Source organism: Tepidiphilus margaritifer DSM 15129 (assembly GCF_000425565.1).
In the GTDB taxonomy this organism is placed as follows: Bacteria; Pseudomonadota; Gammaproteobacteria; order Burkholderiales; family Rhodocyclaceae; genus Tepidiphilus; species Tepidiphilus margaritifer.
Window position 1 is genome coordinate 42,559 of sequence record NZ_AUDR01000020.1, and the last position, 24,352, is coordinate 66,910.

Here is a 24,352-nt window from a genome sequence, read left to right on the forward strand (position 1 = left end):
CCGACCTATGTCGCAAAACGTGATTCTGTCCGATCCGCTGGTGTTCGCTCGGGATGCCGACTCGCTCTCCGGTGAGTTCGGCTCGGCCGAGCTGCCACGCTTGGCTGCTTCCTCGCTCGAATTGGGGGCGGTGCGCTGGCATGTCTCGGGGCTGCGGCTCGAGGATGGCCGGGCCGCGCTCGAGGTGAGCGCGCAGGGGGTGGCGGTATTGCGCTGCGAGCGTTGTCTCGAGCCGATGGATTGGGCGTTCGTCGTGGCGCGGCGCTTGTCGTTGTATCGCCTCGACGAGGTCATTCCCGAAGAGGAGCTCGAGGACGAATCCTGTGATGCGATCCAGTTTGCCGGGAAGATCGACGTGGCGAGCCTCGTCGAGGACGAGATCCTGCTTGAGTTGCCCGTCTTCGCGCGGCATGAAGTCTGCGAGCCGCCCGGGCCCTGGGAGGCGGGTGACAAACCTTCCCCGTTCGCGGTCTTGGCGCAACTGAAGCGTTCGTGAGATAATCTTTAGCTTTTTGGCCGGCGTCGTCCGGCTGGTTCGAACGAGAGGAGTATCCGGTCATGGCCGTTCAGCAGAACAAGAAATCCCCCTCCAAGCGCGGGATGCATCGCGCCCACCAAGCGCTGAAGAATCCGCCGATCGCCGTCGATCCCACCACGGGTGAAGTGCATCGGCGCCATCACATCACGCCGAGCGGCTTCTATCGCGGCCGCAAGGTGATCGACGTCAGCGGCGAGTGAGCCTCCTTTCTGCGGTCGATGGTCTCGTGCAATCGTTTGCGTCGTTGGGTGCCGCGATTGCACGTTTTTTGTGACCGATCATGACGAATTCCCAGGGCGAAGATTCGCTCGTACTCGCCGTCGATTGCATGGGCGGGGATCACGGGCCGCAAGTCACCTTGCCGGCGATCGAGGCGTTTTTGCGCCGCCGTTCTGCCATCTCCGTGCTGGCGGTGGGGCAGCCGGCGGCGATCGAGGCGGAAGTCGCGCGTCTGCGCCGTGATTTCGGCGGGCGCATCGAGCTCGTGCCGGCTTCCCAGGTCGTCGAGATGGACGAGGCGCCCACGTCCGCCATGCGCAACAAGAAGGATTCTTCCCTGCGCGTGGCGATCGAGCAGATCAAGGCGGGCCGGGCACAGGCGGTGGTTTCCGCCGGTAATACCGGTGCGTTGATGTCGATCGCGCGCTTCGTATTGAAGACTCTGCCCGGCATCGATCGCCCGGCGATCGCCACGGTGCTGCCGGCGCGCGGCAGTCGCGTCTGGGTGCTCGATCTCGGGGCCAACGTCGATTGCACTGCCGAGCACTTGCGTCAATTCGGCATCATGGGTTCCTTGCTCGTATCCGCCGTCGAACAGGTGGAGCGTCCCCGGGTGGGGCTGCTCAACATCGGCACCGAAGACATCAAAGGCAATCAGGTGGTGCGGGATGCCGCGGCACTGCTGCGTGCCACCGATCTCAATTTCGTCGGCAACGTCGAGGACATCTACTCCGGCCAAGCCGACGTCGTCGTGTGCGACGGGTTCGTCGGCAACGTCGCGCTCAAGACGACCGAGGGGCTCGCGCAGATGCTCGCGCTCATCCTGCGCGAAGAATTCAACCGCACGTTGCTCACCCGTCTCATGGGGTTGGCGGCCTATCCGGTGCTCAAACGATTCAAAAATCGCGTCGATCCGCGCCGCTACAACGGTGCGGTGTTGGTGGGATTGCGCGGGGTCGTGGTGAAGAGCCACGGCGGGGCCGATGCCTATGCCTTCGGTCAGGCCCTGGATCGAGCGACCGAAGCGGCGGCGCATCGCCTGGTCGAGCGCATCGAACAAAAAATGGCAGGGGCGTGGCCTCGGGCCGTCTCGCCCGTCACCGAGGTGGCATCGTCATGAGATTTTCCCGCATCATCGGCACGGGTAGCCATCTGCCCGGAGTGCCCATCACCAACGACGATCTGGTCGCGCGCGGCATCGAAACGTCGGATGAATGGATTCGCACCCGCACCGGCATCGCCGCACGGCATTTCGCCGCCGAGGGGGAGATGGCGAGCGACCTCGCCCTCATCGCCGCACGGCATGCCCTGGAGCGGGCCGATTGTCGGCCCGACGATATCGACCTCCTCGTGCTCGCCACCTCCACGCCGGATTACGTCTTTCCCAGTACGGCCACCATTTTGCAGGCCAAGCTGGGCATGACCAACCGGGCGCCCGCATTCGACGTCCAGGCGGTGTGCAGTGGTTTCGTCTATGCGCTGGCGCTCGCCGACAAGTTCCTTCGCCTGGGGGAGGCGCGGCGGGCGCTGGTGGTCGGCGCCGAAGTCTTCTCTCGCATTCTCGACTGGAACGATCGCTCCACTTGTGTGCTCTTCGGCGATGGAGCCGGCGCGATCGTGCTCGAAGCCGATGAACTGCCGGGTATCCTTGCCACGCGGCTCCACGCCGACGGGCGGCATCACGCCGAGTTGTGGGTGCCGGGCCAAGTGGGTGCGGGCAAGGTGCAGGGCGATCCCTTCGTGCGCATGGAAGGGCAGGCGGTGTTCAAATTCGCTGTCCAGGTGCTAGCCGAAGTGGCGCACGAAGTACTCGATCTGGCCAAACTGCCGGTCGAATCGCTCGATTGGCTGATTCCGCATCAGGCCAACGTCCGCATCCTGCAGGCCACGGCCAAACGTCTGGGCCTACCGCTCGAGCAGGTCATCAGCACGGTGGATCGGCACGGCAATACGTCGGCGGCCTCCATTCCGTTGGCGCTCGACGTCGGCATCGCCGAGGGCAAGATCCGCCCTGGACAGACCCTCTTGCTCGAGGGCATCGGCGGCGGCTTTACCTGGGGTGCGGCGCTGCTGCGCTATTGAGGAGACGGAGGATCATGCGTTTCATGTTCGTGTTTCCCGGTCAGGGGTCGCAGTCCGTCGGCATGATGGCTCCTTATGAGGGGCTGCCGGCCATCCGTGAGACCTTTGCCGAGGCGAGCGACGTGCTCGGCGAAGATCTGTGGGAGATGGTTCAGTCCGGTCCAGCCGAACGGCTTGCACTCACGGTCAATACCCAACCGCTGATGCTCACGGCTGGCGTGGCCGTGTGGCGCGCCTGGCGCGCCCTGGGCGGCCCTGAACCGGCGCTCCTCGCCGGGCACAGCCTGGGGGAATATACGGCATTGGTGGCCGCGGAGAGTCTGTCGTTCGCCGACGCGCTGCCCCTGGTGCGGTTGCGCGCCCAGGCGATGCAGGAAGCGGTTCCGGCCGGTGCCGGCGCCATGGCTGCGGTGATGGGGCTGGATGCCGCGGCCGTGGAAGCCGTTTGCCGCCAGGCCGCTGCCGAGACGGGGGGTATCGTCGCCCCGGCCAATCTCAATGCCCCAGGGCAGATCGTCATCGCCGGGCACAAGGAGGCGGTCGAACGCGCCGCGGCGCTCGCCAAAGAAGCCGGAGCCAAGCGCGCCGTGCCGCTGCCGGTGAGCGCCCCTTTTCACTGCGAACTGATGAAACCGGCCGCCGAGCGGCTTGCCGAGCGCCTCGCCGGTATCGCGCTGCGCCCGCCTCGCATTCCCGTGCTGCACAACGTCGATGTTGTCGAACACCGCGACCCCGAGGAGATTCGCCGTGCCCTCGTCGAGCAGGCCTGGCGCCCCGTGCGCTGGATCGAGACGATCGCAGAGGCAGCGCATCGCGGTATCACCCACGTCTATGAATGCGGGCCCGGCAAGGTGCTCGCCGCGCTCACCAAACGCATCGTCAAGGATCTCGAAGGCGGGGCGTTCGCCGACGCGGCGAGCCTGCGTGCGGCACTCGAGACGCTCGGCACCAAGGGCTGACAAGGAAAAGGGGAAGACATGATCCAGTTTCGCCTCGACGGCCAGACGGCCGTCGTCACGGGTGCCTCCCGCGGCATCGGCCGAGCCATCGCACTCGCCCTGGGGCAGGCGGGGGCCAAAGTGATTGGCACGGCGACCACCGACGAAGGGGCCGCCGCCATCGCCGAAGCGCTGCGCGCCGCGGGCATCGCCGGCGAGGGGATGCGGCTCGACGTCACCGACGCGGCTGCAGCCACGGCGTTCATCGCTGCCGTCGAGCAGCAGTACGGACCCATCGCCGTATTGGTGAACAACGCCGGCATCACCCGCGACAACCTCGCCCTGCGCATGAAGGACGAGGAATGGGATGCCGTGCTCGACACCAACCTCAAGGCGACTTTCCGTCTGTGCAAACTCGTGCTCAAGGGGATGATGAAGGCGCGCTACGGCCGCATCGTGAACGTTACCTCCGTGGTGGCGCATTCGGGCAACCCCGGTCAGGCCAATTACGCCGCGGCGAAAGCGGGCGTGGCCGGCATGAGCCGCTCGCTCGCGCTCGAACTGGGTAGTCGCGGCATCACCGTGAACTGCGTCGCCCCCGGTTTCATCGACACCGACATGACCCGGGCGCTCGCCGACGAAGCCCGCCATGCCCTGGCCGGTCGCATCGCCCTGGGGCGGTTTGGCGCGCCGGAAGAGGTGGCCGCAGCGGTGCTCTTCCTCGCCTCGCCGGCGGCTTCCTACGTCACCGGCGCGACACTGCACGTCAACGGCGGCATGTATATGGCCGCTTGATGGTGTAACCTTCCGTTGCAAACTTCCCATCTTTGGTAGAATAACCCCGTTTTTTCCACATCCCGTTCAAGGAGTTTCCTGAAATGGAAAACATCGAGCAGCGTGTCAAGAAAATCGTGGCCGAGCAGCTGGGCGTCAATGAATCCGAGATCAAGAACGAATCTTCTTTCGTCGAGGATCTCGGCGCCGATTCGCTTGACACCGTCGAACTGGTGATGGCGCTGGAAGAAGAATTCGAATGCGAGATTCCGGACGAGGACGCCGAGAAGATCACCACGGTGCAGCAGGCCATCGATTACATTACCAACCACGTCAAGAAGTAACCTTTTCCCTTCTCCTGCGGAGCCAACCTTGACCCGTCGCAGAGTCGTCGTCACCGGGATGGGCATCGTTTCCCCGGTGGGCAATACCGTCGAAGAAGCCTGGGCCAACATCGTCGCGGGGCGCTCCGGCATCGTTCCCATCAGCCGTTTCGATGCTTCCGGTTTTCCGGTACGCATCGCCGGCGAGGTCAAGGGGTTCGACGTCGAGGCTTACATTCCCAAGAAAGAAGCGCGCCGCATGGATACCTTCATCCATTACGGAATGGCGGCCGGTATCCAGGCCATGCGTGATTCGGGACTCGAGATCACCGAAGAGAATGCCGAGCGCGTAGGTATCAACATCGGCTCCGGCATCGGCGGTCTGCCGATGATCGAAGAGACGCATGGTGAATTCCTCAAAAGTGGCCCGCGGCGCATCTCTCCCTTCTTCATCCCCGCCACCATCATCAACATGATCTCCGGCCACCTGTCGATCCATTTCGGCATCAAGGGGCCGTGCCTGGCGATGGTGACCGCCTGCAGTACCGCCACACACTGCATCGGCGAGGCGACGCGCATGATCCAGTACGGCGACGTCGACGTGATGATCGCCGGCGGGGCCGAGTCGACCGTCACTCCCTTGGCGATCGGCGGATTCGCCTCGGCCAAGGCGCTCTCCACGCGCAACGAAGAGCCCGAACGGGCGAGCCGCCCCTGGGACAAAGATCGCGACGGGTTCGTGCTCGGTGAAGGGGCGGGGGTGTTGGTGCTCGAGGAATACGAGCACGCCAAGGCCCGCGGCGCGCGCATCTACGCCGAAGTGGGGGGCTATGGTATGAGCGCCGATGCCTTCCACATGACGGCGCCGTGCGAGGATGGCGACGGCGCCATGCGCTGCATGCGCAACGCCCTCAAAGACGCACGCATGGCACCAGACGAGATCGACTACATCAACGCCCACGGTACTTCCACGCCGCTGGGCGACGTAGCCGAGACGGTGGCGGTGAAGCGTACCTTCGGCGAGCATGCGCGGCAGTTGGTGGTGAGCTCGACCAAGTCGATGACCGGGCACCTGCTGGGCGCAGCCGGCGGGGTGGAGGCCGTATTCACCGTGCTTGCGCTGCATCACCAGATCGTGCCGCCCACCATCAACCTCGAAGAGCCCGGCGAGGGGTGTGATCTCGACTACTGCCCCAACGTCGCCCGTCCCACGCGTATTCGGGCGGCGCTGTCCAACTCCTTCGGTTTCGGCGGCACCAACGGCACGCTGCTCTTCAAGCGGGTCTGATCCATGGATGGTACGGCGCAGCCATACCGGCTCGTCGTACCTGTGCCGCGCCGTTCGATCGGCTTGGCGCTCGCCCTGGTCGCGGGCTCATTTGTCCTTGCTTTCCTGTACTTTCCTTGGCCCAAGGCGGCCGCGTTCGCCGCTGTCCTCGCCCTCATCGCGGCCCGTTGGCGCCGATCGTTTTCTACCGGGGCGACCCTGTGGTTGTGGCCGGGGCGCTATTTCGCGCTCGCCGAGGGCAATGCGCCGCGCCATCGCACGGACGCCCGGCGCTTCGGCATCTGGGTGATCCTGCGGACCTGGCCGCTGCGTGGCGGTCGCGGCGCGACTTATCTCGTCGAGCTGTCGGCTTTGTCCGAGTCAGACCGTTGGGCTTTGGCGTACTGGTGCGCTACTGGTCGGTCGCCGCGGCCGCAGGATGGTATTGCGGGCGACCGGTAGGGTGTCGGGATAGTCCTTGGTGTAATGCAAGCCGCGGCTCTCCTTGCGCTTGAGGGCGCAGCGCACGATGAGCTCGGCCACTGTCACCAGGTTGCGTAGTTCGATGAGGTCGTTGCTGACGCGGAAGTTCGCATAGTACTCGGCGATCTCGCGCTCCAGCAGCCGAATGCGGTGCATCGCGCGCTGCAGCCGCTTGGTGGTGCGCACGATCCCGACGTAGTCCCACATGAAGCGGCGCAGCTCGTCCCAGTTGTGCGCGATCACCACTTCCTCGTCGGCGTCGGTTACGCGGCTCTCGTCCCAATCTGGCAGCGGCAGGGGCGCACGGGGAGTTTGCGCCAGCATGTCCTGCACCGCGGCTTCCCCGAAGACGAGGCATTCGAGCAGTGAATTGCTCGCCAGGCGATTCGCGCCGTGCAGCCCCGTGCAGGTCGATTCGCCCACCGCGTAGAGGTGCAGCAGGTCGGTGCGGGAGGAAAGGTCGACCTTGACTCCCCCGCAGGTATAGTGCGCCGCCGGCACCACCGGGATCGGCTGCTTGGTGATGTCGATGCCCAATTCCAGGCAGCGCGCGTAGATGTTGGGGAAATGGCTGCGGATCCAGTCCGGATCCTTGTGTGTGATGTCGAGGTAGACGCACTCGATGCCGAGCCGTTTCATCTCATAGTCGATGGCGCGCGCCACGACGTCACGCGGCGCGAGCTCGGCGCGCGGGTCGTGTTTCGGCATGAAGCGCTCGCCATTGGGCAGCCGCAAGACGCCACCCTCGCCGCGCACCGCCTCGCTGATGAGGAAGGACTTGGCGTGCGGGTGGTAGAGGCAAGTGGGATGGAACTGGATGAACTCCATGTTCGCCACGCGGCAGCCGGCGCGCCAGGCCATGGCGATGCCATCGCCCGTGGCGGTGTCCGGGTTGGTCGAATAGAGGTAGACCTTGCCCGCGCCGCCGGTGGCGAGCACCGTGTGTGCGGCCGAGAAGGTGCGCACGTGCCCGGCCTGCCGGTCGAAGACGTAAGCGCCGAGGCATCCCAGTTCGGGCCGGCCGATCTTCGTTCCGGTGATGAGGTCGATCGCGATGTGGTGCTCGAACACCCGGATGTTCGGGTGCGCCTTCACCTTGGCGGTGAGCGTTTGCTGGACGGCGGCACCGGTGGCATCCGCCGCGTGGATGATGCGCCGCTGCGAATGTCCTCCCTCGCGCGTGAGATGGTACTGGCCGCGCTCGTCGCGCGAGAACGGCACGCCTTGGGCGATGAGCCAGTCGATGGCCTTCTTGCCGCGTTCGACCACGAAGCGCACGGCTTTCGGATCGCACAGTCCCGCGCCGGCCACGAGGGTGTCGCGCACGTGCGCCTCGATGCTGTCGGCATCGTCGAGCACCGCGGCGATGCCGCCTTGGGCGTAGGCGCTGGCGCTCTCCATCAAGGTGCGTTTGGTGACGAGGGCGACTTTGCGTTGGTCGGCGAGTTTCAGCGCTACGCTCTGACCGGCGAGGCCGCTGCCGAGGATGAGGACGTCGAAGTGTTCCATCGTGGACAGAGGGAAGAGGGGTGGGAATCAAAGGGTATCACAACGGCGGAACCAAAGCCCTGCGCTCGTGGTCGATTTCGTCGGATGTCAGCGAAGCGAGTGGGTATAATGAACCTTCGACAGGGAAGTCAGGCTCGCTTTCGATGACCAACCGAGAAATCGACCAACAGCTCGTGGCGCGCGCGCGGCAAGGCGACAAGAACGCCTTCGGGCTGCTCGTGTCGAAATACCAGCGCAAAGTGCAGCGGTTGTTGTCGCGCCTGGTGCGCGACCCGGCGGAGGTGGAAGACTTGACCCAGGAGACCTTCATCAAGGCCTATCGTGCGCTCGACTCGTTTCGGGGCGATAGCGCCTTCTATACCTGGCTCTATCGCATCGCCATCAATACCGCCAAGAATCACCTGATGGCCTCCAACCGCCGCCCGGCGGTGAGCGCCACCGTTCATGAGACGGAGGAGGGAGAGACATGGGACGAACTCGACACGCTCAGCGACAGCGAGACACCGGAAAATTTGCTCCTCACCCAGGAGATCGCCCAGACGGTGGAAGAGGCGATCCAATCCCTGCCCGAAGAATTGCGCATCGCGATCACGTTGCGCGAGCTCGAAGGGCTCAGCTATGAAGAAATCGCCCAGGTGATGGGCTGCCCGATCGGTACCGTGCGCTCGCGAATCTTTCGCGCACGGGAGGCGATCGCACATCGTTTGCGGCCGTTGCTCGATACGGCCCCCGATCGACGTTGGTAGGAAACGACATGATGCGCGACACGAAAACGACTCCAGAGGCACTGTCGGCCCTGATCGATGGCGAGCTCGACGGCGCGGATGCCGCGTTTTGGGCTGAACGGCTCGCGAGCGACCCCGCCTTGTCCGGGCGCTGGGTGGCCTATCATCTCATCGGCGAAGCGCTTCGCGGCGAGCTCGCCACACCGATGCGCGATCTACGGGCATCCATACTCGCGCGAATCGATGCCGAGCTTCCGGCGACGGTGTCGACCGTGCCCCTGCCGTTACGACGGCCCGCTGCCAACGAGGCGCGTCCGCGCTGGATGGCGACGGCCGCCGCCGTGGCGGTGGTCGCTACCGCCGGCTGGGCCGTGTGGCAGATGCCACGCGAAGAGGGCGGGGATACCTTGCCCCTGCGCCAGGTTGCCGCCGATGCAGCGCCCTTGGTCCAGGAGGGGGCGAGCGTCGACGAGCGGTTCTACTGGGTGGCCTATGGCAATGCGCATGGGGCCAACGGTATCGGTAGCCTGCGTTATGCCCGTGTGATGGCGCAGCCGCGAGGGACTCATTGATGCGTGTGGCCCGCACACTGACGGCAGCGCTCTGTCTCGCCGCCGTGCTCGCCGCCGCCGGCGCCCGGGCGGCAGAGGATTTGCAGCGCTGGGTCGAGCGGGCGCTCGCCCCTTCGGCCGCCGATTATCACGGCACGGTGGTTCTGCAGATCGGCGACAAGATGCAGACCCTGCGCGTGACCCATCTGCTCGCCGACGGCAAGCCCCTGGAATGGGTCGAGGTGCTCGAAGGGGCCCCGCGCGAGACCATACGCATCGGTGACGAGGTCCGCTGTTTCCTGCCCGAGGATCGCGTGGTCCTGATCGATCGCGCTGCCGGGGCCGCCGGGCTGTCTTATCATCCGGTCGGCTCCGTCGGCCGCATCGAATCGTCCTATCGTCTCGAATCCCTTGGCATGGACCGCGTTGCCGGGCGCGAGGTGTTCGGCGTGCGTTTCGTGCCGCGCGACGCTTTGCGTTTCGGCCAAGATTGGTGGATCGATCGGGAAAGTGCGGTCGTGCTCAAAAGGGTGGTGTGGGAAGAAACTCCGGCCCGTGCGCTGGAAACGCAGACTTTTTCCGATTTCCAGTTGGGTGCCGCGACCCAGGCCGCCGTCGTTCGCCAGAAATTCGCCTCCCGCAGCGAGTGGCAGCGCGTCGATCTGCGGGGCAAATCCGTCGGCGCCGGTGAGACGGGCTGGGAGCTCGGTGCCTTGCCGTCCGGATTTCAGCTCGAGGGAATCCTGCAGCGCCGTGGCCCCTCTGGCAAGACGATCGTGCAGTGGCTCATCGGCGACGGCCTCGTCACCGTGTCGGTGTTCTTCGAGCCCTGGGAAGGGACCGAGACCTCCGAGCAAATCGAGCGCTTTGGCGCGACGACGGTAGTACGGCGCCAGGATCCCGGGGCTTTGCGTACCGCCATGGGAGAAGTGCCGTCCGTGACCCTGCAAGCCCTCTTGGCCGCCATGACGCGCAAAGGAGGTTCCTGAAGTGCGACCGCCGCGCGAGCTATGGGTGCTGTCGCGCCCGGGATGCCATCTGTGTGACGAGATGGTGAAAGACTTGGCGCCCATCGCGCAACGCCATGGCTTTTCCGTGGTCAAACGCGACGTGGATGCAGATTTGGCCTGGCGTGAGCGCTACGGCCGGGCGATCCCGGTCGTGCTGCACGATGGGGTGGAGGTATGCCGCCATCGCTGCGATGCGGCAAAAGTTCATGCCTATTTGTCCCGTTTTCCGTTAGAATGAATGGAATGAATCGACCCGACCGACTTTCTGCGCCCTGCGGGGCTTTTTTTGTTTGCCGATGAAAAACATACGCAACTTCTCGATCATCGCCCACATCGATCACGGCAAGTCCACGCTCGCCGACCGACTCATCCAGCATTGCGGTGGCCTGTCCGAGCGCGAGATGGAGGATCGCGTGCTCGACTCGATGGATCTCGAGCGCGAACGCGGCATCACCATCAAGGCGCAGACCGCCACGCTCAGCTACCGGGCGCGCGACGGCCAGACCTACGAGCTCAACCTCATCGACACGCCGGGGCACGTCGATTTTTCCTACGAGGTGAGCCGCTCGCTGTCGGCCTGCGAGGGAGCGCTCCTCGTGGTCGATGCCTCCCAAGGGGTGGAGGCGCAGACGGTGGCCAACTGCTACACCGCGATCGAGCTCGGTGTCGAGGTGGTGCCGGTACTCAACAAGATCGATCTGCCGCAGGCCGATCCCGAGCGTGCCCGCGCCGAGATCGAGGACGTCATCGGCGTGGATGCGAGCGAAGCCGTGCTCTGTTCGGCCAAGACGGGTTTGGGGATCGAGGACGTGCTCGAAGCCGTGGTGCGCCGGGTACCGCCTCCGCGCGGACGGCCCGATGCGCCCACCCGCGCGCTCATCATCGATTCCTGGTTCGACAACTACGTCGGCGTCGTCATGCTGGTGCGGGTGGTCGATGGGCGACTCGCTCGCGGCGAGCGCATCCGGCTGATGTCGACCGGGGCCGAGTACACGATCGAGCGGCTCGGCGTCTTCACGCCGCGTTCGCTCGAACGCGACGCGCTCGAATGCGGTGAAGTGGGGTTCGTCGTTGCCGGCATCAAGGAGCTGCGTGCGGCCAAGGTCGGCGACACGATCACGACGCTGCCCCGTGCCGCCACCGAGCCGCTGCCCGGCTTTCGCGAGATCAAGCCGCAGGTCTTCGCCGGCCTCTATCCTGTGGAATCGAGCGAATACGATTCCCTGCGCGAGGCGCTCGAAAAGCTCAAGTTGAACGACGCAGCGCTGCAGTTCGAGCCCGAGACCTCGCAGGCGTTGGGATTCGGTTTCCGCTGCGGCTTTCTCGGGCTGTTGCACATGGACATCGTGCAGGAGCGGCTCGAGCGCGAGTTCGGCCAGAACCTCATCACCACGGCGCCTTCGGTCGTCTATGAAGTGGTGCTGCGTTCGGGCGAGGTGCAGCGCATCGAAAATCCCTCGCGTCTGCCCGATCCGAGCAAAATCGAGGAGATCCGCGAGCCCATCATCACCGCGCACATCTTCGTGCCGCAGGACTACCTCGGCCCCGTGCTCACGCTGTGCAACCAGAAGCGCGGCGTGCAGGTCGACCTGCGCTACCACGGTCGGCAGGTCCACGCGATCTTCGAGCTACCGATGAACGAAGTGGTGATGGATTTCTTCGACCGGCTGAAGTCCGTGTCGCGAGGCTATGCCTCGCTCGACTACGAGTTCAAGGAATACCGCCCCGCCGATCTCGTCAAGCTCGACGTCCTCGTCAATGGCGAGAAAGTCGATGCGCTCTCGGTGATCGTGCACCGCGCTAGCGCCCAGCGACGCGGCCGTGAGCTCGTCGAGAAACTGCGCAGCCTCATCCCGCGGCAGATGTTCGACGTGCCGTTGCAGGCGGCGATCGGCTCGCACATCATCGCGCGCGAGACGATCAAGGCGCTGCGCAAGAACGTGCTCGCCAAGTGCTATGGCGGCGACATCTCGCGCAAGAAGAAGCTCCTCGAAAAGCAGAAGGCCGGCAAGAAACGCATGAAGCAGGTCGGCAACGTCGAGATCCCGCAGGAAGCCTTCCTCGCGGTGCTGCGTACCGACGAAGCCTGACCGGCCTCGCCGCACTCTCCAAGGCAGGGAACCATGAATTTCGCGTTGATCCTCTTCCTGCTCACGCTCGCCACGGGCGTGCTCTGGGCGCTCGATCGTTGGGTGGCGAGCAAACGTCGCCCCGAGGGAGCCCCGGCACCCTGGTGGGTCGAATACGGGGCGAGCTTCTTTCCGGTGATTCTCGCCGTCTTCGTGCTGCGCTCCTTCGTGGTCGAACCGTTCAAGATCCCTTCGGGGTCGATGATCCCGACGCTGCTGGTGGGCGACTTCATCCTCGTCGACAAATTCTCCTATGGCATCCGCTTGCCGATTCTCGACCGCGTCATCATCCCCGTGGGGCACCCGCAACGCGGCGAGGTCATGGTATTCCGCTATCCGGCCGATCCTTCGGTCGATTACATCAAGCGGGTCGTCGGTTTGCCGGGCGACTACGTCGAATATATCGACAAAAAACTGCGCATCAACGGCGTGCCGGTGCAATACGACCCGTTACCGGACTATTTTCATCCCGATCGGTTGTATTATTCCACCCGCTGGCGAGAGTATCTGGGAGATCATCCGCACGACATCCTCGTCGATGACGTCGCTCCTCCTTTCGTCACGCAGCGGCTCGAATTTCCCTATGCCGACCGCTGCGAATACACTCGGCGCGGCGTGCGCTGCTTCGTTCCGCCGGGGCACTATTTCGTGATGGGGGACAACCGCGACGGCAGCAGCGACAGCCGGGTATGGGGTTTCGTGCCGGAAGAGAACATCGTCGGCAAGGCGTTTTTCATCTGGCTGAACCTCTCCGATCTCTCGCGTATCGGCCGCATCCAATAAAAGGAGCACACGCATGGACGCAGTGAGGGTACAAGGGCAAAGCGGGGTCAGCTTGCTGGGAGTGATCTTCTGGGGCGTGATCGTCGGCCTCGGGTTGATCCTCGCCCTGCGCATCGTTCCCGTCTATACCGAATACGCTGCGATCAAGCGTGCCGTTGCCGAGCTCACCCAGCGGGCTGATCCGCAGACCCCGCCTTCGCAACTGCGCGCCGAGTTCGACAAGTTCGCCACGATCGACGACTTCACTTCCGTCAGCGGGCGAGATCTCGTCATTACCCGCGAAGAGGGGCGTACCAAGGTCGAAGTGCGCTACCAGCGGCTCGTGCCCCTCGTTGCCAATGTCAGCCTTGCCTTCGATTTCGAGGCCCACGGGACGATAGGCGCGCCATGAGTGAAGCAGGGCGACGGTGGCAAGCGCTGCAGGAGCGCCTCGGTTATCGTTTCCTCGACCTCGATCTGCTCACCACCGCGCTCAGACACCGCAGCGCGGGCGAAGGACACAACGAGCGTCTGGAATTTCTCGGCGATGCCGCGCTCGACCTGGCGGTGGCCGAGCTCCTCTATCGCCGCCATCCCGACGAACCCGAGGGGACGCTTTCCCGCGCCCGCGCAAGCCTCGTGCGCCAGGAAACCTTGGCCGCGGCGGCCTTGCGCCTGGGGCTCGACGAGTATCTCGTCATCGGCGAGGGAGAGCGGCGCGCCGGGGGCAACCGTCGCCCTTCGCTGCTGGCTGACGCGCTCGAGGCCATCGTTGGCGCGGTGCTGCTCGACGGCGGCTATGAGGCGGCACGCGAGCTGGTGGCGCACATCCTCGAACCGGAACTCGCCGCGCTCGGCCCACTCGAACGTCTCAAAGATCCCAAGACCCGTCTGCAGGAATGGCTGCAAGGGCGGCATCATCCCGTGCCGCGCTACGAGATCGTGAGCGTCAGCGGCCCGGCGCACGCGCAGCACTTCAAGGTGCGGGCGCAGGCCGAAGCGATCGGACTTTCCGCCGAGGGCGAAGGGCCAAGCCGCCGCGCCGCCGAGCAAGACGCCGCCGCCAAGATCCTGGCGCAGTTGGGAGAGATCTGAACCATTTCCAGAGCCCCGATGAACGATACTTCCTCTGCTTCCCCCTTTCGCGCCGGCTATGCCGCCATCGTCGGCCGGCCCAACGTCGGCAAATCCACTCTCACCAACCGCCTCGTCGGCCACAAGGTGAGCATCGTCTCGCGCAAGCAGCAGACGACGCGCCACCGTGTCCACGGCATCCTTACCACCGACCGGGCACAGTTCGTCTTCGTCGACACGCCCGGGTTTCAGACGCGGCACAAGCGTGCGCTCAACCGCTTGATGAACCGCACCGTCACGCAGGCGCTCTCCGAAGTCGACGTCATCGTCTTCGTGATTGAGGCCTGCCGCTTCACGGTCGAAGATGCTCAGGTCATGTCTCTGCTGCCGGAGAACGTGCCGGTCGTGCTCGTCATCAACAAGGTCGACCGCCTCAAAGACAAGAAACTGCTGCTGCCCTTCATCGCCGAAATGGCGCAGCGCCGGCCTTTCGCCGAGATCGTGCCGCTGTCGGCAGAAAAAGACGAGCACACCGACGAGCTCCTGCGCGCCCTCGAACCCTATCTGCCCGAGGGAGAGCCGATCTACGATCCCGACATGATCACCGATCGCAGCGAACGCTTCCTCGCCGCCGAATATCTGCGGGAGAAAGTCTTCCGTCTCGTCGGCGACGAGTTGCCCTACGGCGTTGCCGTGGAGATCGAGCGCTACGAAGTCGAAGGCAACTTGCGCCGCATCTACGCCGCGGTGATCGTGGAGCGCGAACCGCACAAGGCGATCGTGATCGGCCGCGGCGGCGAGCGCATCAAGCGCATCGCCACCGAGGCGCGCCAGGAGCTGGAGAATCTGCTGGAGGCGCGCGTCTATCTCGAAGTCTGGGTCAAGGTGCGCAGCGGCTGGGCCGATGACGAACAGGCGCTGCGCTCTCTGGGCTACGACGGCTGAGGGCGCATGGCGCGGCGGCAACGGGTCGAGGCCGAGCCTGCCTACGTCTTGCACGCGCGTCCCTGGCGCGAGACGAGCCTGCTGCTCGACGTGCTCACGCTCGAACACGGCCGCCTCGCTCTGGTCGCCAAGGGCGCGCGCCGGCCTGGTTCGCAGCTGCGCCCCGTGCTGCTCACGTTCCAACCGCTCGTGCTCGGCTGGAGCGGGGCGGGCGAAGTGCGCACCCTCACGCGGGCCGACTGGGCCGGGGGCGTGCCGTTGCTGCAGGGCAGGGCGCTGTGGTGCGGGTATTATCTCAACGAGCTGGTGCTGCGGCTGCTCGCGCGCGAAGATCCCCACCGCGAGGTCTTCCTCGCTTACGATGCGGCGGTGCGCGCGCTCGCTGCGGGGGAGGCGCTCTCGCCGGTGCTGCGCCGCTTCGAACTCGCCTTCCTCACCGCGCTCGGCTACGGCCTGGATTGGCCGCACACCGTGGCCGGGCGCTATCGCTTCGAGCCGCGCCGCGGGTTGGTACCGCTCAGGGAAGGCGAATCGGCGCCGGGCGAGGTGGTGCTGAGCGCCGAGACGCTGGAAGACCTGCGCGCTGGGCGCTGGAGCCGGCCGGAGACACTCGCCGAAGTGCGCGCACTCACGCGCCGGCTCATCGACCATGCCCTCGACGGGCAGGAATTGCAGGCACGACGCATGTTACGGGAGCTGCTCGAATGATCGAACTCGGAGTGAACATCGACCACGTTGCCACCCTGCGCCAGGCGCGCCGCACCTACGAACCCGACCCCGTGTGGGCGGCGGTGGAGGCGCATCTGGGTGGGGCCGACGGGATCACGGTCCATCTGCGGGAGGATCGCCGTCACATCCAGGATGCCGACGTCCGGCGGCTGCGCGAGCTCACCCACATCAAGCTCAATCTCGAGATGGCGCCCACCGACGAGATGGTGGCGATCGCCTGCGCCCTGAAACCGGAAATGGCCATGCTGGTTCCCGAGGGGCGCCAGGAGATCACCACCGAAGGGGGGCTGGACATCGTGCGTGACGAGACCCGCTTGCGGGGTGTCGTCTCCCGTTTGCGCGATGCCGGCATCGTCGTGAGCGTCTTTCTCGACGCCGATCCTCGTCAGGTCGAGGCGGCGAGCCGCATCGGCGCCGAAGTCTGCGAGGTGCACACCGGCCCCTACGCCCACGCCTTTCATGCCGTCGGGCGCGATCTGGAACGCCCCGCCGTGCAGGCCGAGCTCGACAAGGTACGTCGGGCGGGGGAGGCGATCGTAGGGCTGGGCATGCGCTTCAATGCGGGGCATGCCCTCAATTACTACAACGTTCAGCCGGTGGCGGCCCTGCCCGGCGTGCGGGAACTGCACATCGGTCATGCCATCGTCAGCCGTGCCGTCTTCACCGGCCTGCGCGAGGCCGTGCGCGAAATGAAACGGCTGATGCGCGAGTCCTGCGCCCGATGATCGTCAGTGTGGGCACCGACCTCGTACGTATCGAGCGTCTGGCTGCCGCGCTCGCGCGCCATGGTTCGCACTTCGCCGAGCGCATCCTCGCCCCGGCCGAACGAGAAGAATTTTTTCGTGCGACCATGCCGGAGCGCTTGCTCGCCAAGCGCTTTGCCGCCAAAGAGGCTTTTGCCAAGGCCTGGGGCACGGGGCTGGGGGCGTCGCTCGGCTGGCAGGAATTGTGGGTGGCGCACGATGCCCGCGGGCGTCCCTTCTTCGCCTTCGCCGAGTCCCTTGCGGCCCGACTCGCCGCGGCCGACCTGAGGGCGCACTTGAGTCTTGCCGACGAGCGCGAGTACGCCGTCGCCTTCGTCGTGCTCGAGCGTAGCGAGGGCGAATCGCCGACTTTCCCCCCTGCCTGACAAGCCCCTGTCCCATGAATATTGCCGCATCTTCTTTGCCGCCCGGCCCTTTGATGATCGATCTCGCCGGTCTCGAACCGAGCCCGGAGGAGCTGCGCCGTCTCGCCCATCCGGCCGTGGGCGGCGTCATTCTCTTTGCCCGCAATTATCGCGATTCGGCCCAGCTCGCCGCCCTGGTCCAGGCGATACGTTCCGCCCGCCCAGGGCCGTTGGTCATTGCCGTCGATCAGGAAGGTGGGCGCGTGCAGCGCTTCCGCCGCGATGGCTTCACCCCGGTCGCCCCCATGCGCCGGCTCGGCGATGAGTACGAACGCGACCCCGAGCAGGCGGTGGCGCTCGCCTACGACGTCGGGCTCGTCATCGGCGCGGAACTCGCCGCGCACGGCATCGATCTCACTTTTGCCCCGGTGCTCGACGTCGAGGCAGGAGTGAGCGCGGTGATCGGTGACCGCGCCTTCAGCGACGATGCCGGTGTGGTCGCGCGGCTCGCCCAGGCGCTGGTGGCGGGGCTCACCATGATGGGGGTGCGCGCCGTCGGCAAACATTTTCCCGGCCATGGCGCGGTGGCCGCCGACTCGCACGAGACGCTGCCGGTCGATTCCCGCCCTTTCGGGGCGATCTGGCAGCGTGACCTCGTGCCCTATCGCCATCGCCTGTTGCGCTCGCTCGCCGGCGTCATGCCGGCGCACGTGCGCTATGAACGCTGTGCCCCCGAACCGGCGGGATTTTCCGCCTTCTGGCTCGGGGAAGTGCTGCGCGCTCGGCTGGGTTTCCGCGGGGCCGTGCTCTCCGACGATCTGGGCATGGCGGGGGCTGGAGCCGCGGGGGACGATCCTCGTGCGCGCGTCGCGGCGGCGTTGTCGGCCGGTTGCGACCTGGCGCTCGTATGCAATCGCCCCGACTGGGTGGGGCATCTGCTCGAAGCGGCGTGGCCGGAGGAGACGGCGGACGTCATCGCGCGCCGCACGGGGCTTCTCGGCTCGCCGCGCATTCCTGATCCGTTCGAGCTCGAGCTCTTCGAACCCTACCTGCAGGCGCGCGAACGCGTGCGCGACTGGTCGCAGCGCAATGTCTGGTTCTGATCCGTTCCTGCCATGAGTTTCGACGCTTCGGCTTTTCTGCAGACGGTGCCCGAATCGCCCGGTGTCTATCGCATGATCGGCGCCGACGAGACTGTGCTCTACGTCGGCAAGGCGAAGAACCTGCGCCGACGCCTGGCGAGCTACTTCCGCACGCGCTTGCCGAGCCCGCGCATCGCCTTGATGGTGCGCCAGATCGAACGCGTCGACATTTCGCTCGTGCGCTCCGAGGCCGAAGCGCTCATCCTCGAGAATCACCTCATCAAGACGTTGTCGCCGCGCTACAACATCCTCTTTCGCGACGACAAATCCTATCCCTACATCCGGCTCACCGGCGGCGACTTCCCCGCCATTCAGACCTACCGTGGCGCATTGCACAAGGGAGAGCGCTACTTCGGCCCTTACCCGAACGGCTGGGCGGCGCGCGAGAGCATTCAGCTCGTGCAAAAGCTCTTCGAGCTGCGCACCTGCGCCGACTCGGTATTCCGCAACCGTTCGCGCCCCTGCCTGCTGCACCAGATCCATCGCTGCACCGCGCCCTGCGTCGGCAAAGTGAGCGTAGAGGAATACCGGCAGCAGGTCGAGATGGCCGCGCGCTTTCTCTCCGGCAAATCGACCGAGGTGATCGAGACACTCACCGCGGCGATGAACGCCGCGAGCGAGCGCCTCGACTTCGAAGAGGCCGCCCGCCTGCGGGATCGCCTCCGCGCCCTGCAATCGGTGCTGCACCAGCAGGCCGTCGACAGCCGTCGCGACGAGGACGTCGACATCCTCGTCGTCATCGCCGAAGGCGGGCTCGTCTGCGTCAATCTCGCCATGGTGCGCGGTGGGCGGCATCTCGGCGACCGTCCCCTCTTTCCGCAGCAGGCCGAAGGAGCCGAGCCGGCCGACGTGCTCCATGCCTTCCTCGAGCAGCACTATCAGGACCGGCCCTGGCCCGATCGCATCCTCACCAACCTCGCTTCGCCGGAATTGGCCGAGTTCGTGGAATTCCTTGCCGAACGTCCGATTGCCGTGAGTACCGGCCGCGGTGCCACCGACCGCGCCTGGCTGGAGATGGCCGAAGCGAACGCCCGGGTGGCGATCGCAGCGCGCTTGCGCGGCGGTGAGCGTGCCCGCACCCAGCTGCAGGAGCTGGCCGCGGTGCTCGACCTGCCCGAGCCGCCGCGGCGCATCGAATGCTTCGACATCAGCCACACCATGGGCGAGGCCACCGTGGCCTCCTGCGTCGTCTGGGAAGGGGATGGGATGAATCCCTCGCAATACCGGCGCTATCACATCGAAGGCATCACGCCGGGTGACGACTATGCCGCCATGCGCCAGGTGCTCACTCGCCGCTATGAGCGCGTCGCCGAGGGCGAGGCGCCGCGTCCGGACCTCGTGCTCATCGACGGCGGCAAAGGGCAGCTCGAGGTCGCCGCCCGGGTGCTCGACGAACTCGGGCTCGAGCTGCCGCTCGTGGGCGTGGCCAAGGGTGAAGCGCGCAAACCCGGCCTCGAGACGCTCGTTTTCACCGACGGACGGGCGCCCCTGCAGCTGCCGCCGTCTTCGCCGGCGCTGCATCTCATCCAGATCGTGCGCGACGAGGCGCACCGCTTCGCCATCACCGGCCACCGCGCCCGCCGTGCCAAATCGCGCACGGGCTCGCGTCTGGAAGACATCCCCGGCATCGGCCCCAAACGACGCAAAGCATTGCTCGCAGCCTTCGGCGGGCTCGACGGAGTGAAGGAAGCCACGGTCGAAGACTTGTGCCGCGTACCCGGCATCGACCGGCAGCTCGCCCAAACCCTCTATAATGCGCTGCACGGCCACTGACGGCAGAAGAGACGCGAAGGGACGGGACACGATGCACTGGAACATTCCCAACCTGCTCACCTGGGGGCGCATTGCCCTCATCCCCGTCTTCGTCCTGCTCTTCTATCTTCCCCAAGGCTGGCTGCGCCCTGAAGTCGTCAATCTCTGGGCGACGGTGATTTTTACCGCGGCCGCGATCACCGACTGGCTCGATGGCTACCTCGCCCGTCTGCTCGGGCAGCAGTCGCGTTTCGGCGCCTTCCTCGACCCAGTGGCCGACAAACTGATGGTCGCTGCTGCCCTCATCGTCCTCGTCGATCTGGGGCGAGCGCATGCGCTTGCCGCCCTCATCATCATCGGACGCGAGATCACCATCTCGGCCTTGCGCGAATGGATGGCCGAACTCGGTAGCCGCGGCTCGGTGGCCGTGGCCTTCATCGGCAAGCTGAAGACCACCGTCCAGCTCATCGCCATCCCCGTGCTTCTCTACTGGAGTCCCTTGCCGTACTTCGACACCCCCTTCTGGGGGCAGGCGATGCTGTGGTTGGCCGCCGTGCTCACCATCGTCTCCATGGTCTATTACCTGCGCCGTGCTTGGCCGCTGTTACGCGAAGGCATGGTCTGAGCGTCTGCCAGCTGCTGGACAGTCGTCGCATTCGTCGCTATACTGAACATTTCCCTTGCCTCACCGGAACGCATGCCGGGAGGCTGCTCGTCAACCACAAGGAGTCTACATGCGCCACTATGAAATCGTTTTCATCGTCCATCCGGACCAGTCCGAACAGGTTCCGGCCATGGCCGAGCGCTACCGCAACCTCATCACCGGCCGCGGTGGCAAGATCCATCGCCTCGAAGATTGGGGGCGTCGCCAGCTCGCCTATCCCATCCAGAAAGTGCACAAGGCGCACTACGTACTGATGAACATCGAGTGCGACGGCGAGACGCTCAACGAGCTCGAGACCGCCTTCAAATTCAACGACGCCGTGCTGCGCCATCTCACCGTGCGCATGGACAAGGCCGTCACCGAGCCTTCGCCGATGATGAAGGACGAGAAATCCCGCTCCCTGCTGGAAGCGCCGGCGGCAGAGCCCGCTGCCGAAGCCAATCCGGCGGCCTGACCCCTTGCTCGCCCGGTGTGCAACCGCGTGGAACTCGACGGCGTGCTGATCTCCAGCCGCGGTCTGCGCTACACCCCGGCCGGTATTCCGGTGTTCGAGGGCGTGCTCGCGCATCGTTCGACGCAGACCGAAGCCGGAGCCGAGCGCCGCATCGAATTCGAGCTCGGCATCAAGTCCTTGGGGGAATGCGGACGTCGGCTCGCCGAATTGCCGCTGGGAACCTGGATCCACTGCTTCGGATTCCTCGCCGCCCGCACCCTGAAGAGCCGCACACCGATCCTGCACATCACCGAATTACGACACATGGAAGGAAACGAACATGGCTAGACCCGAACGGGGCGGACGCGGATTTTCCCGCCGCCGCAAATACTGCCGTTTCACGGCCGAAGGCATCGAACAGATCGACTACAAAGACGTCGAGCTGCTGAAAGACTTCATCACTGAAGTCGCCAAGATCATGCCGGCGCGCATCACGGGTACCAGTGCCCGTTATCAGCGTCAGCTCGCCACCGCCATCAAGCGCGCCCGCTTCCTGGCGTTGCTCCCTTACACCGATCAGCACGAGTGAGCGGAGGCCCGACATGCAAGTCATCCTGATGGAGAAGGTCACCAACCTCGGCAACCTTGGCGACATCGTCAAGGTCAAAGATGGTTATGCGCGCAATTACCTCATTCCCCAGAAGAAGGCCAAGCGCGCCACGCCCGAGAACATCGCCGAATTCGAACGCCGTCGCGCCGAACTCGAGCGTCAGCAGGCCGAAAAGCTCGCAGCCGCCCAAGAACTCGCCTCGCGCCTCGAAGGGATCACGGTGCAGATCACCCGCAAGGCCGGTGAAGACGGTCGGCTCTTCGGCTCGGTCACCAACATCGACATCGCCGAAGGGCTCAAGGAGCTGGGTTACGACATTCCGCGTGCCCAAATCCTCATGCCAGAAGGGCCGATCAAGAGCGTCGGCGAGGTCGAGCTCGAGATCGCACTGCACACCGACGTGCGTGTCACCATCAAGGTCTCTGTACTCGGCGAGCACTGATTCCCGCTGCACGTTTCGTCCGACGAGCGTCGTGCCCCTGGGTACGGCGCTCGTTGCTTTTTCGGCGTTAGAATGAGCCCATGCCTCGGGTCTCGAGATCCGCAGGGCAACTCCCGACGGGAACCCTCTCTTCACAGAGATAATCTGGCGTGGGAGCGGTGTAACCTTTTCCAAGCCATTTCGCCCGGTCACGGGTATGGATTGAACCATGTCTGACGAACTTTTGCTCGCTCCTTCCTCCACGGGTTTCAAACTACCGCCGCACTCGCTCGAAGCCGAACAAGCGCTGCTCGGCGGGCTGCTCCTCGACAATACCGCCTGGGACCGCGTCGCCGATCTCGTCGGTCCTGACGACTTCTACCGCGACGAGCACAAGCGCATCTTCCGCCACATCAGTCGCCTCGTCGAACAAGGACGCCCTGCCGACGTCGTCACCGTCCACGAGTCGCTGGAAAAGAGCGGGGAGGCGGAAGCCGCTGGCGGGCTCGCCTATCTCGCCGAGCTCGCCAACCAGACCCCGTCGGCCGCCAACGTTCGTCGTTACGGCGAGATCATCCGCGAACGCGCCATCCTGCGCAAACTCATCGCCGTTGCCGACGAGATCGCCGCTTCCGCCCTCAGCCCCATGGGGCGGGAAGCCAAGTCCTTGCTCGACGAAGCCGAAGCCAGGATCTTCGAGATCGCCGAAGCCGGCGCCCGCAGTCTCACCGGGTTCATCCCCATCGGGCAGGCGCTCAAGTTCGTCGTCGACCGCGTCCAGGAACTTTACGACCGTGCCGATCCCAGCGAGGTCACCGGTGTTCCCACCGGCTACGTCGATCTCGACGAAAAAACTTCCGGCCTTCAGCCCTCCGATCTCATCATCCTTGCCGGCCGCCCCGCCATGGGGAAGACGACGCTGGCGCTCAATATCGCCGAACACGTCGCCATCCATCAGCGCCTGCCGGTGGCCGTCTTCTCCATGGAGATGCCCAGCACCCAACTCGCCACGCGCTTCCTCGCCTCGCTCGGACGTATCGACATGCAGAACCTGCGTCGAGGGCGTCTCTCCGACGACGATTGGCAACGTCTGACCGCCGCCATGGGCAAGCTCTACGAAGCCCCCATCTTCATTGACGAGACCCCCGGTCTCAATCCGATCGACCTGCGCGCCCGTGCCCGACGTCTCGCCCGTCAATGCGGCAAGCTCGGACTCATCGTCATCGACTATCTGCAGCTGATGACCGGCACCCGCGAGAGCGACAACCGCGCCACCGAACTCTCCGAAATTTCCCGCTCGGTGAAGTCCCTTGCCAAGGAGCTCAACGTGCCGATCATCGCCCTGTCGCAGCTCAACCGCAGCCTCGAGCAGCGGCCGAACAAACGGCCGGTCATGTCGGATCTGCGCGAATCCGGAGCCATCGAACAGGACGCGGATATCATCATGTTCATCTACCGCGACGAAGTCTATAACCCCGACACGCCCGACAAAGGCGTGGCCGAGATCATCATCGCCAAGCATCGCAACGGCCCTACCGGAACCATCCGCCTCAGCTTCTTCGGCGAGCACACCCGCTTCGAGAGTTTCGCGTCTGCGACCTTTTGAGTCGGGCCGGAGTCGGTATCGACCGCCTCTATGAAGAGGTAAGCAAAAACTGCGCCATACTTTTCTTCGCCCGCTTGCATTCTATGTCGCGTCCCCCTACAATTCGCCCTCTCCGCTGTGGAGCTGCTGCCGTGGTTGAGTGATTGAGGCGGTGGCGAAGCCTCTGGGGCCAGGACGAGGAAGGATAGGGAACGGCTCAGGGGGTATTGACAGCGGTAGGGGAGTAAGGAATAATGCTGGTTCTGCCGCGCTGCTGAGGTGGTGCGGGGTGTTGGAAGGAGTTCTTTAAGAATTTGGGGACAGCCGAGCGGTGTGGGTGTTGGCGCGGGGATTGGTGCGCTGGCACGCGCATCGCGTGATGCGTGCGAGGTTTTATTGGATTGAACCTGAGAGTTTGATCCTGGCTCAGATTGAACGCTGGCGGCATGCCTTACACATGCAAGTCGAACGGCAGCGGGCCCTTCGGGGTGCCGGCGAGTGGCGAACGGGTGAGTAATGCATCGGAACGTACCCGGGAGTGGGGGATAACCGGCCGAAAGGCTGGCTAATACCGCATGA

30 protein-coding genes and 1 rRNA gene are annotated in these 24,352 nt (G+C 65.1%); 30 read left to right on the top strand and 1 reads right to left on the bottom strand.

The features are described from left to right. The first annotated feature begins 7 nt into the window (after positions 1-7). The 9 genes from H607_RS0108480 (at position 8) to H607_RS12330 (ending at position 6,603) form a co-directional block, all read left to right on the top strand. A complete protein-coding gene (locus H607_RS0108480) occupies positions 8-496 on the top strand; it encodes a YceD family protein (RefSeq protein ID WP_028875083.1) in 489 nt (162 codons plus the stop codon). Positions 497-558: 62 nt separating this feature from the next. Next, positions 559-738: a 50S ribosomal protein L32 gene (rpmF, locus tag H607_RS0108485; protein ID WP_028875084.1), complete on the top strand. Its 180-nt coding sequence runs from the start codon at positions 559-561 to the stop codon at positions 736-738. A gap of 80 nt (positions 739-818) precedes the next feature. Then, positions 819-1,877 (top strand): phosphate acyltransferase PlsX, encoded by a 1,059-nt coding sequence (plsX, locus tag H607_RS12325; RefSeq protein WP_051240781.1) that lies wholly within the window; start codon positions 819-821, stop codon positions 1,875-1,877. Further along, complete coding sequence (locus H607_RS0108495; RefSeq protein ID WP_028875085.1) at positions 1,874-2,839, top strand: beta-ketoacyl-ACP synthase III; 966 nt, start codon at positions 1,874-1,876, stop codon at positions 2,837-2,839. Before plsX ends, H607_RS0108495 begins: the two co-directional genes overlap by 4 nt. A 14-nt stretch (positions 2,840-2,853) precedes the next feature. Further along, positions 2,854-3,798: an ACP S-malonyltransferase gene (fabD, locus tag H607_RS0108500; protein WP_028875086.1), complete on the top strand. Its 945-nt coding sequence runs from the start codon at positions 2,854-2,856 to the stop codon at positions 3,796-3,798. A 21-nt stretch (positions 3,799-3,819) separates the two neighbouring features. Then, positions 3,820-4,572: a 3-oxoacyl-ACP reductase FabG gene (fabG, locus tag H607_RS0108505; RefSeq protein WP_028875087.1), complete on the top strand. Its 753-nt coding sequence runs from the start codon at positions 3,820-3,822 to the stop codon at positions 4,570-4,572. Between the two features lie 83 nt (positions 4,573-4,655). Further along, positions 4,656-4,895, top strand: a complete 240-nt coding sequence (gene acpP / locus H607_RS0108510) for an acyl carrier protein (RefSeq protein WP_028875088.1) — start codon at positions 4,656-4,658, stop codon at positions 4,893-4,895. Between the two features lie 28 nt (positions 4,896-4,923). After that, entirely contained in the window at positions 4,924-6,162 is a 1,239-nt protein-coding gene (gene fabF / locus H607_RS0108515; RefSeq protein ID WP_028875089.1) for a beta-ketoacyl-ACP synthase II, read from the top strand. Positions 6,163-6,165: 3 nt separating this feature from the next. Continuing rightward, positions 6,166-6,603, top strand: coding sequence for a hypothetical protein (locus tag H607_RS12330; protein ID WP_157381286.1), 438 nt, complete (start codon positions 6,166-6,168; stop codon positions 6,601-6,603). Here the strand turns inward: H607_RS12330 and nadB are convergent. Continuing rightward, positions 6,523-8,133 (bottom strand): L-aspartate oxidase, encoded by a 1,611-nt coding sequence (gene nadB, locus H607_RS0108520; RefSeq protein WP_028875090.1) that lies wholly within the window; start codon positions 8,131-8,133, stop codon positions 6,523-6,525. The genes H607_RS12330 and nadB overlap by 81 nt on opposite strands. Before the next feature lie 143 nt (positions 8,134-8,276). Here nadB and rpoE point away from each other — a divergent pair, with 143 nt between their 5' ends. The 21 genes from rpoE to H607_RS0108625 form a co-directional block, all read left to right on the top strand. Beyond that, positions 8,277-8,879 carry an RNA polymerase sigma factor RpoE gene (rpoE, locus tag H607_RS0108525; protein ID WP_028875091.1) on the top strand — a complete coding sequence of 201 codons (603 nt, stop codon included), beginning with the start codon at positions 8,277-8,279 and terminating at the stop codon, positions 8,877-8,879. A gap of 8 nt (positions 8,880-8,887) precedes the next feature. After that, the gene (locus tag H607_RS12935; protein ID WP_051240782.1) at positions 8,888-9,430 is read left to right on the top strand and encodes a sigma-E factor negative regulatory protein; all 543 of its coding nucleotides are present in this window, start codon (positions 8,888-8,890) and stop codon (positions 9,428-9,430) included. After that, positions 9,430-10,398, top strand: a complete 969-nt coding sequence (locus H607_RS0108535) for a MucB/RseB C-terminal domain-containing protein (protein WP_028875092.1) — start codon at positions 9,430-9,432, stop codon at positions 10,396-10,398. The genes H607_RS12935 and H607_RS0108535 overlap by 1 nt, the downstream gene beginning before the upstream one ends. 1 nt (position 10,399) lies before the next feature. Beyond that, entirely contained in the window at positions 10,400-10,657 is a 258-nt protein-coding gene (locus tag H607_RS0108540) for a glutaredoxin family protein (RefSeq protein ID WP_211218519.1), read from the top strand. Between the two features lie 58 nt (positions 10,658-10,715). Further along, positions 10,716-12,509 (top strand): translation elongation factor 4, encoded by a 1,794-nt coding sequence (gene lepA / locus H607_RS0108545; RefSeq protein ID WP_028875094.1) that lies wholly within the window; start codon positions 10,716-10,718, stop codon positions 12,507-12,509. A gap of 33 nt (positions 12,510-12,542) precedes the next feature. Next, positions 12,543-13,331, top strand: coding sequence for a signal peptidase I (gene lepB, locus H607_RS0108550; protein ID WP_028875095.1), 789 nt, complete (start codon positions 12,543-12,545; stop codon positions 13,329-13,331). A 13-nt stretch (positions 13,332-13,344) separates the two neighbouring features. Further along, complete coding sequence (locus H607_RS0108555; protein WP_028875096.1) at positions 13,345-13,722, top strand: DUF4845 domain-containing protein; 378 nt, start codon at positions 13,345-13,347, stop codon at positions 13,720-13,722. After that, a complete protein-coding gene (gene rnc, locus H607_RS0108560; protein ID WP_028875097.1) occupies positions 13,719-14,405 on the top strand; it encodes a ribonuclease III in 687 nt (228 codons plus the stop codon). Before H607_RS0108555 ends, rnc begins: the two co-directional genes overlap by 4 nt. A gap of 18 nt (positions 14,406-14,423) precedes the next feature. Beyond that, positions 14,424-15,329, top strand: a complete 906-nt coding sequence (gene era, locus H607_RS0108565; RefSeq protein WP_028875098.1) for a GTPase Era — start codon at positions 14,424-14,426, stop codon at positions 15,327-15,329. A 6-nt stretch (positions 15,330-15,335) separates the two neighbouring features. Continuing rightward, positions 15,336-16,037 (top strand): DNA repair protein RecO, encoded by a 702-nt coding sequence (gene recO / locus H607_RS0108570; protein WP_028875099.1) that lies wholly within the window; start codon positions 15,336-15,338, stop codon positions 16,035-16,037. Continuing rightward, a complete protein-coding gene (locus H607_RS0108575; RefSeq protein WP_028875100.1) occupies positions 16,034-16,783 on the top strand; it encodes a pyridoxine 5'-phosphate synthase in 750 nt (249 codons plus the stop codon). The genes recO and H607_RS0108575 overlap by 4 nt, the downstream gene beginning before the upstream one ends. Beyond that, a complete protein-coding gene (acpS, locus tag H607_RS0108580; protein ID WP_028875101.1) occupies positions 16,780-17,187 on the top strand; it encodes a holo-ACP synthase in 408 nt (135 codons plus the stop codon). The genes H607_RS0108575 and acpS overlap by 4 nt, the downstream gene beginning before the upstream one ends. Before the next feature lie 14 nt (positions 17,188-17,201). Beyond that, complete coding sequence (gene nagZ / locus H607_RS0108585) at positions 17,202-18,269, top strand: beta-N-acetylhexosaminidase (RefSeq protein WP_028875102.1); 1,068 nt, start codon at positions 17,202-17,204, stop codon at positions 18,267-18,269. A gap of 12 nt (positions 18,270-18,281) precedes the next feature. After that, positions 18,282-20,081, top strand: a complete 1,800-nt coding sequence (gene uvrC / locus H607_RS0108590; RefSeq protein WP_028875103.1) for an excinuclease ABC subunit UvrC — start codon at positions 18,282-18,284, stop codon at positions 20,079-20,081. 31 nt (positions 20,082-20,112) lie between these two features. Next, complete coding sequence (pgsA, locus tag H607_RS0108595) at positions 20,113-20,685, top strand: CDP-diacylglycerol--glycerol-3-phosphate 3-phosphatidyltransferase (RefSeq protein WP_028875104.1); 573 nt, start codon at positions 20,113-20,115, stop codon at positions 20,683-20,685. 109 nt (positions 20,686-20,794) lie between these two features. After that, positions 20,795-21,178 carry a 30S ribosomal protein S6 gene (gene rpsF / locus H607_RS0108600; RefSeq protein ID WP_028875105.1) on the top strand — a complete coding sequence of 128 codons (384 nt, stop codon included), beginning with the start codon at positions 20,795-20,797 and terminating at the stop codon, positions 21,176-21,178. A gap of 27 nt (positions 21,179-21,205) precedes the next feature. Further along, positions 21,206-21,505 (top strand): primosomal replication protein N, encoded by a 300-nt coding sequence (gene priB / locus H607_RS0108605; RefSeq protein ID WP_083962000.1) that lies wholly within the window; start codon positions 21,206-21,208, stop codon positions 21,503-21,505. Continuing rightward, a complete protein-coding gene (gene rpsR, locus H607_RS0108610; RefSeq protein ID WP_028875107.1) occupies positions 21,498-21,746 on the top strand; it encodes a 30S ribosomal protein S18 in 249 nt (82 codons plus the stop codon). Before priB ends, rpsR begins: the two co-directional genes overlap by 8 nt. Positions 21,747-21,759: 13 nt before the next feature. Next, on the top strand, positions 21,760-22,209 hold the full coding sequence (gene rplI / locus H607_RS0108615; protein ID WP_028875108.1) for a 50S ribosomal protein L9: 450 nt from the start codon (positions 21,760-21,762) through the stop codon (positions 22,207-22,209). A 208-nt stretch (positions 22,210-22,417) separates the two neighbouring features. Then, complete coding sequence (dnaB, locus tag H607_RS0108620) at positions 22,418-23,794, top strand: replicative DNA helicase (protein ID WP_028875109.1); 1,377 nt, start codon at positions 22,418-22,420, stop codon at positions 23,792-23,794. A gap of 382 nt (positions 23,795-24,176) precedes the next feature. Further along, positions 24,177-24,352: ribosomal RNA gene (locus H607_RS0108625) — 16S ribosomal RNA — on the top strand; the annotation flags it as partial.

What these genes read in the sequence shown, in the direction of transcription:
- H607_RS0108480 (WP_028875083.1), top strand. Translation starts at nt 8, where the DNA reads ATGTCGCAAAACGTGATTCTGTCCGATCCGCTGGTGTTCGCTCGGGAT.
- rpmF (WP_028875084.1), top strand. Translation starts at nt 559, where the DNA reads ATGGCCGTTCAGCAGAACAAGAAATCCCCCTCCAAGCGCGGGATGCAT.
- plsX (WP_051240781.1), top strand. Translation starts at nt 819, where the DNA reads ATGACGAATTCCCAGGGCGAAGATTCGCTCGTACTCGCCGTCGATTGC.
- H607_RS0108495 (WP_028875085.1), top strand. Translation starts at nt 1,874, where the DNA reads ATGAGATTTTCCCGCATCATCGGCACGGGTAGCCATCTGCCCGGAGTG.
- fabD (WP_028875086.1), top strand. Translation starts at nt 2,854, where the DNA reads ATGCGTTTCATGTTCGTGTTTCCCGGTCAGGGGTCGCAGTCCGTCGGC.
- acpP (WP_028875088.1), top strand. Translation starts at nt 4,656, where the DNA reads ATGGAAAACATCGAGCAGCGTGTCAAGAAAATCGTGGCCGAGCAGCTG.
- H607_RS12330 (WP_157381286.1), top strand. Translation starts at nt 6,166, where the DNA reads ATGGATGGTACGGCGCAGCCATACCGGCTCGTCGTACCTGTGCCGCGC.
- nadB (WP_028875090.1), bottom strand. Translation starts at nt 8,133, where the DNA reads ATGGAACACTTCGACGTCCTCATCCTCGGCAGCGGCCTCGCCGGTCAG.
- rpoE (WP_028875091.1), top strand. Translation starts at nt 8,277, where the DNA reads ATGACCAACCGAGAAATCGACCAACAGCTCGTGGCGCGCGCGCGGCAA.
- H607_RS12935 (WP_051240782.1), top strand. Translation starts at nt 8,888, where the DNA reads ATGATGCGCGACACGAAAACGACTCCAGAGGCACTGTCGGCCCTGATC.
- H607_RS0108535 (WP_028875092.1), top strand. Translation starts at nt 9,430, where the DNA reads ATGCGTGTGGCCCGCACACTGACGGCAGCGCTCTGTCTCGCCGCCGTG.
- lepA (WP_028875094.1), top strand. Translation starts at nt 10,716, where the DNA reads ATGAAAAACATACGCAACTTCTCGATCATCGCCCACATCGATCACGGC.
- lepB (WP_028875095.1), top strand. Translation starts at nt 12,543, where the DNA reads ATGAATTTCGCGTTGATCCTCTTCCTGCTCACGCTCGCCACGGGCGTG.
- H607_RS0108555 (WP_028875096.1), top strand. Translation starts at nt 13,345, where the DNA reads ATGGACGCAGTGAGGGTACAAGGGCAAAGCGGGGTCAGCTTGCTGGGA.
- rnc (WP_028875097.1), top strand. Translation starts at nt 13,719, where the DNA reads ATGAGTGAAGCAGGGCGACGGTGGCAAGCGCTGCAGGAGCGCCTCGGT.
- era (WP_028875098.1), top strand. Translation starts at nt 14,424, where the DNA reads ATGAACGATACTTCCTCTGCTTCCCCCTTTCGCGCCGGCTATGCCGCC.
- recO (WP_028875099.1), top strand. Translation starts at nt 15,336, where the DNA reads ATGGCGCGGCGGCAACGGGTCGAGGCCGAGCCTGCCTACGTCTTGCAC.
- H607_RS0108575 (WP_028875100.1), top strand. Translation starts at nt 16,034, where the DNA reads ATGATCGAACTCGGAGTGAACATCGACCACGTTGCCACCCTGCGCCAG.
- acpS (WP_028875101.1), top strand. Translation starts at nt 16,780, where the DNA reads ATGATCGTCAGTGTGGGCACCGACCTCGTACGTATCGAGCGTCTGGCT.
- nagZ (WP_028875102.1), top strand. Translation starts at nt 17,202, where the DNA reads ATGAATATTGCCGCATCTTCTTTGCCGCCCGGCCCTTTGATGATCGAT.
- uvrC (WP_028875103.1), top strand. Translation starts at nt 18,282, where the DNA reads ATGAGTTTCGACGCTTCGGCTTTTCTGCAGACGGTGCCCGAATCGCCC.
- pgsA (WP_028875104.1), top strand. Translation starts at nt 20,113, where the DNA reads ATGCACTGGAACATTCCCAACCTGCTCACCTGGGGGCGCATTGCCCTC.
- rpsF (WP_028875105.1), top strand. Translation starts at nt 20,795, where the DNA reads ATGCGCCACTATGAAATCGTTTTCATCGTCCATCCGGACCAGTCCGAA.
- rpsR (WP_028875107.1), top strand. Translation starts at nt 21,498, where the DNA reads ATGGCTAGACCCGAACGGGGCGGACGCGGATTTTCCCGCCGCCGCAAA.
- rplI (WP_028875108.1), top strand. Translation starts at nt 21,760, where the DNA reads ATGCAAGTCATCCTGATGGAGAAGGTCACCAACCTCGGCAACCTTGGC.
- dnaB (WP_028875109.1), top strand. Translation starts at nt 22,418, where the DNA reads ATGTCTGACGAACTTTTGCTCGCTCCTTCCTCCACGGGTTTCAAACTA.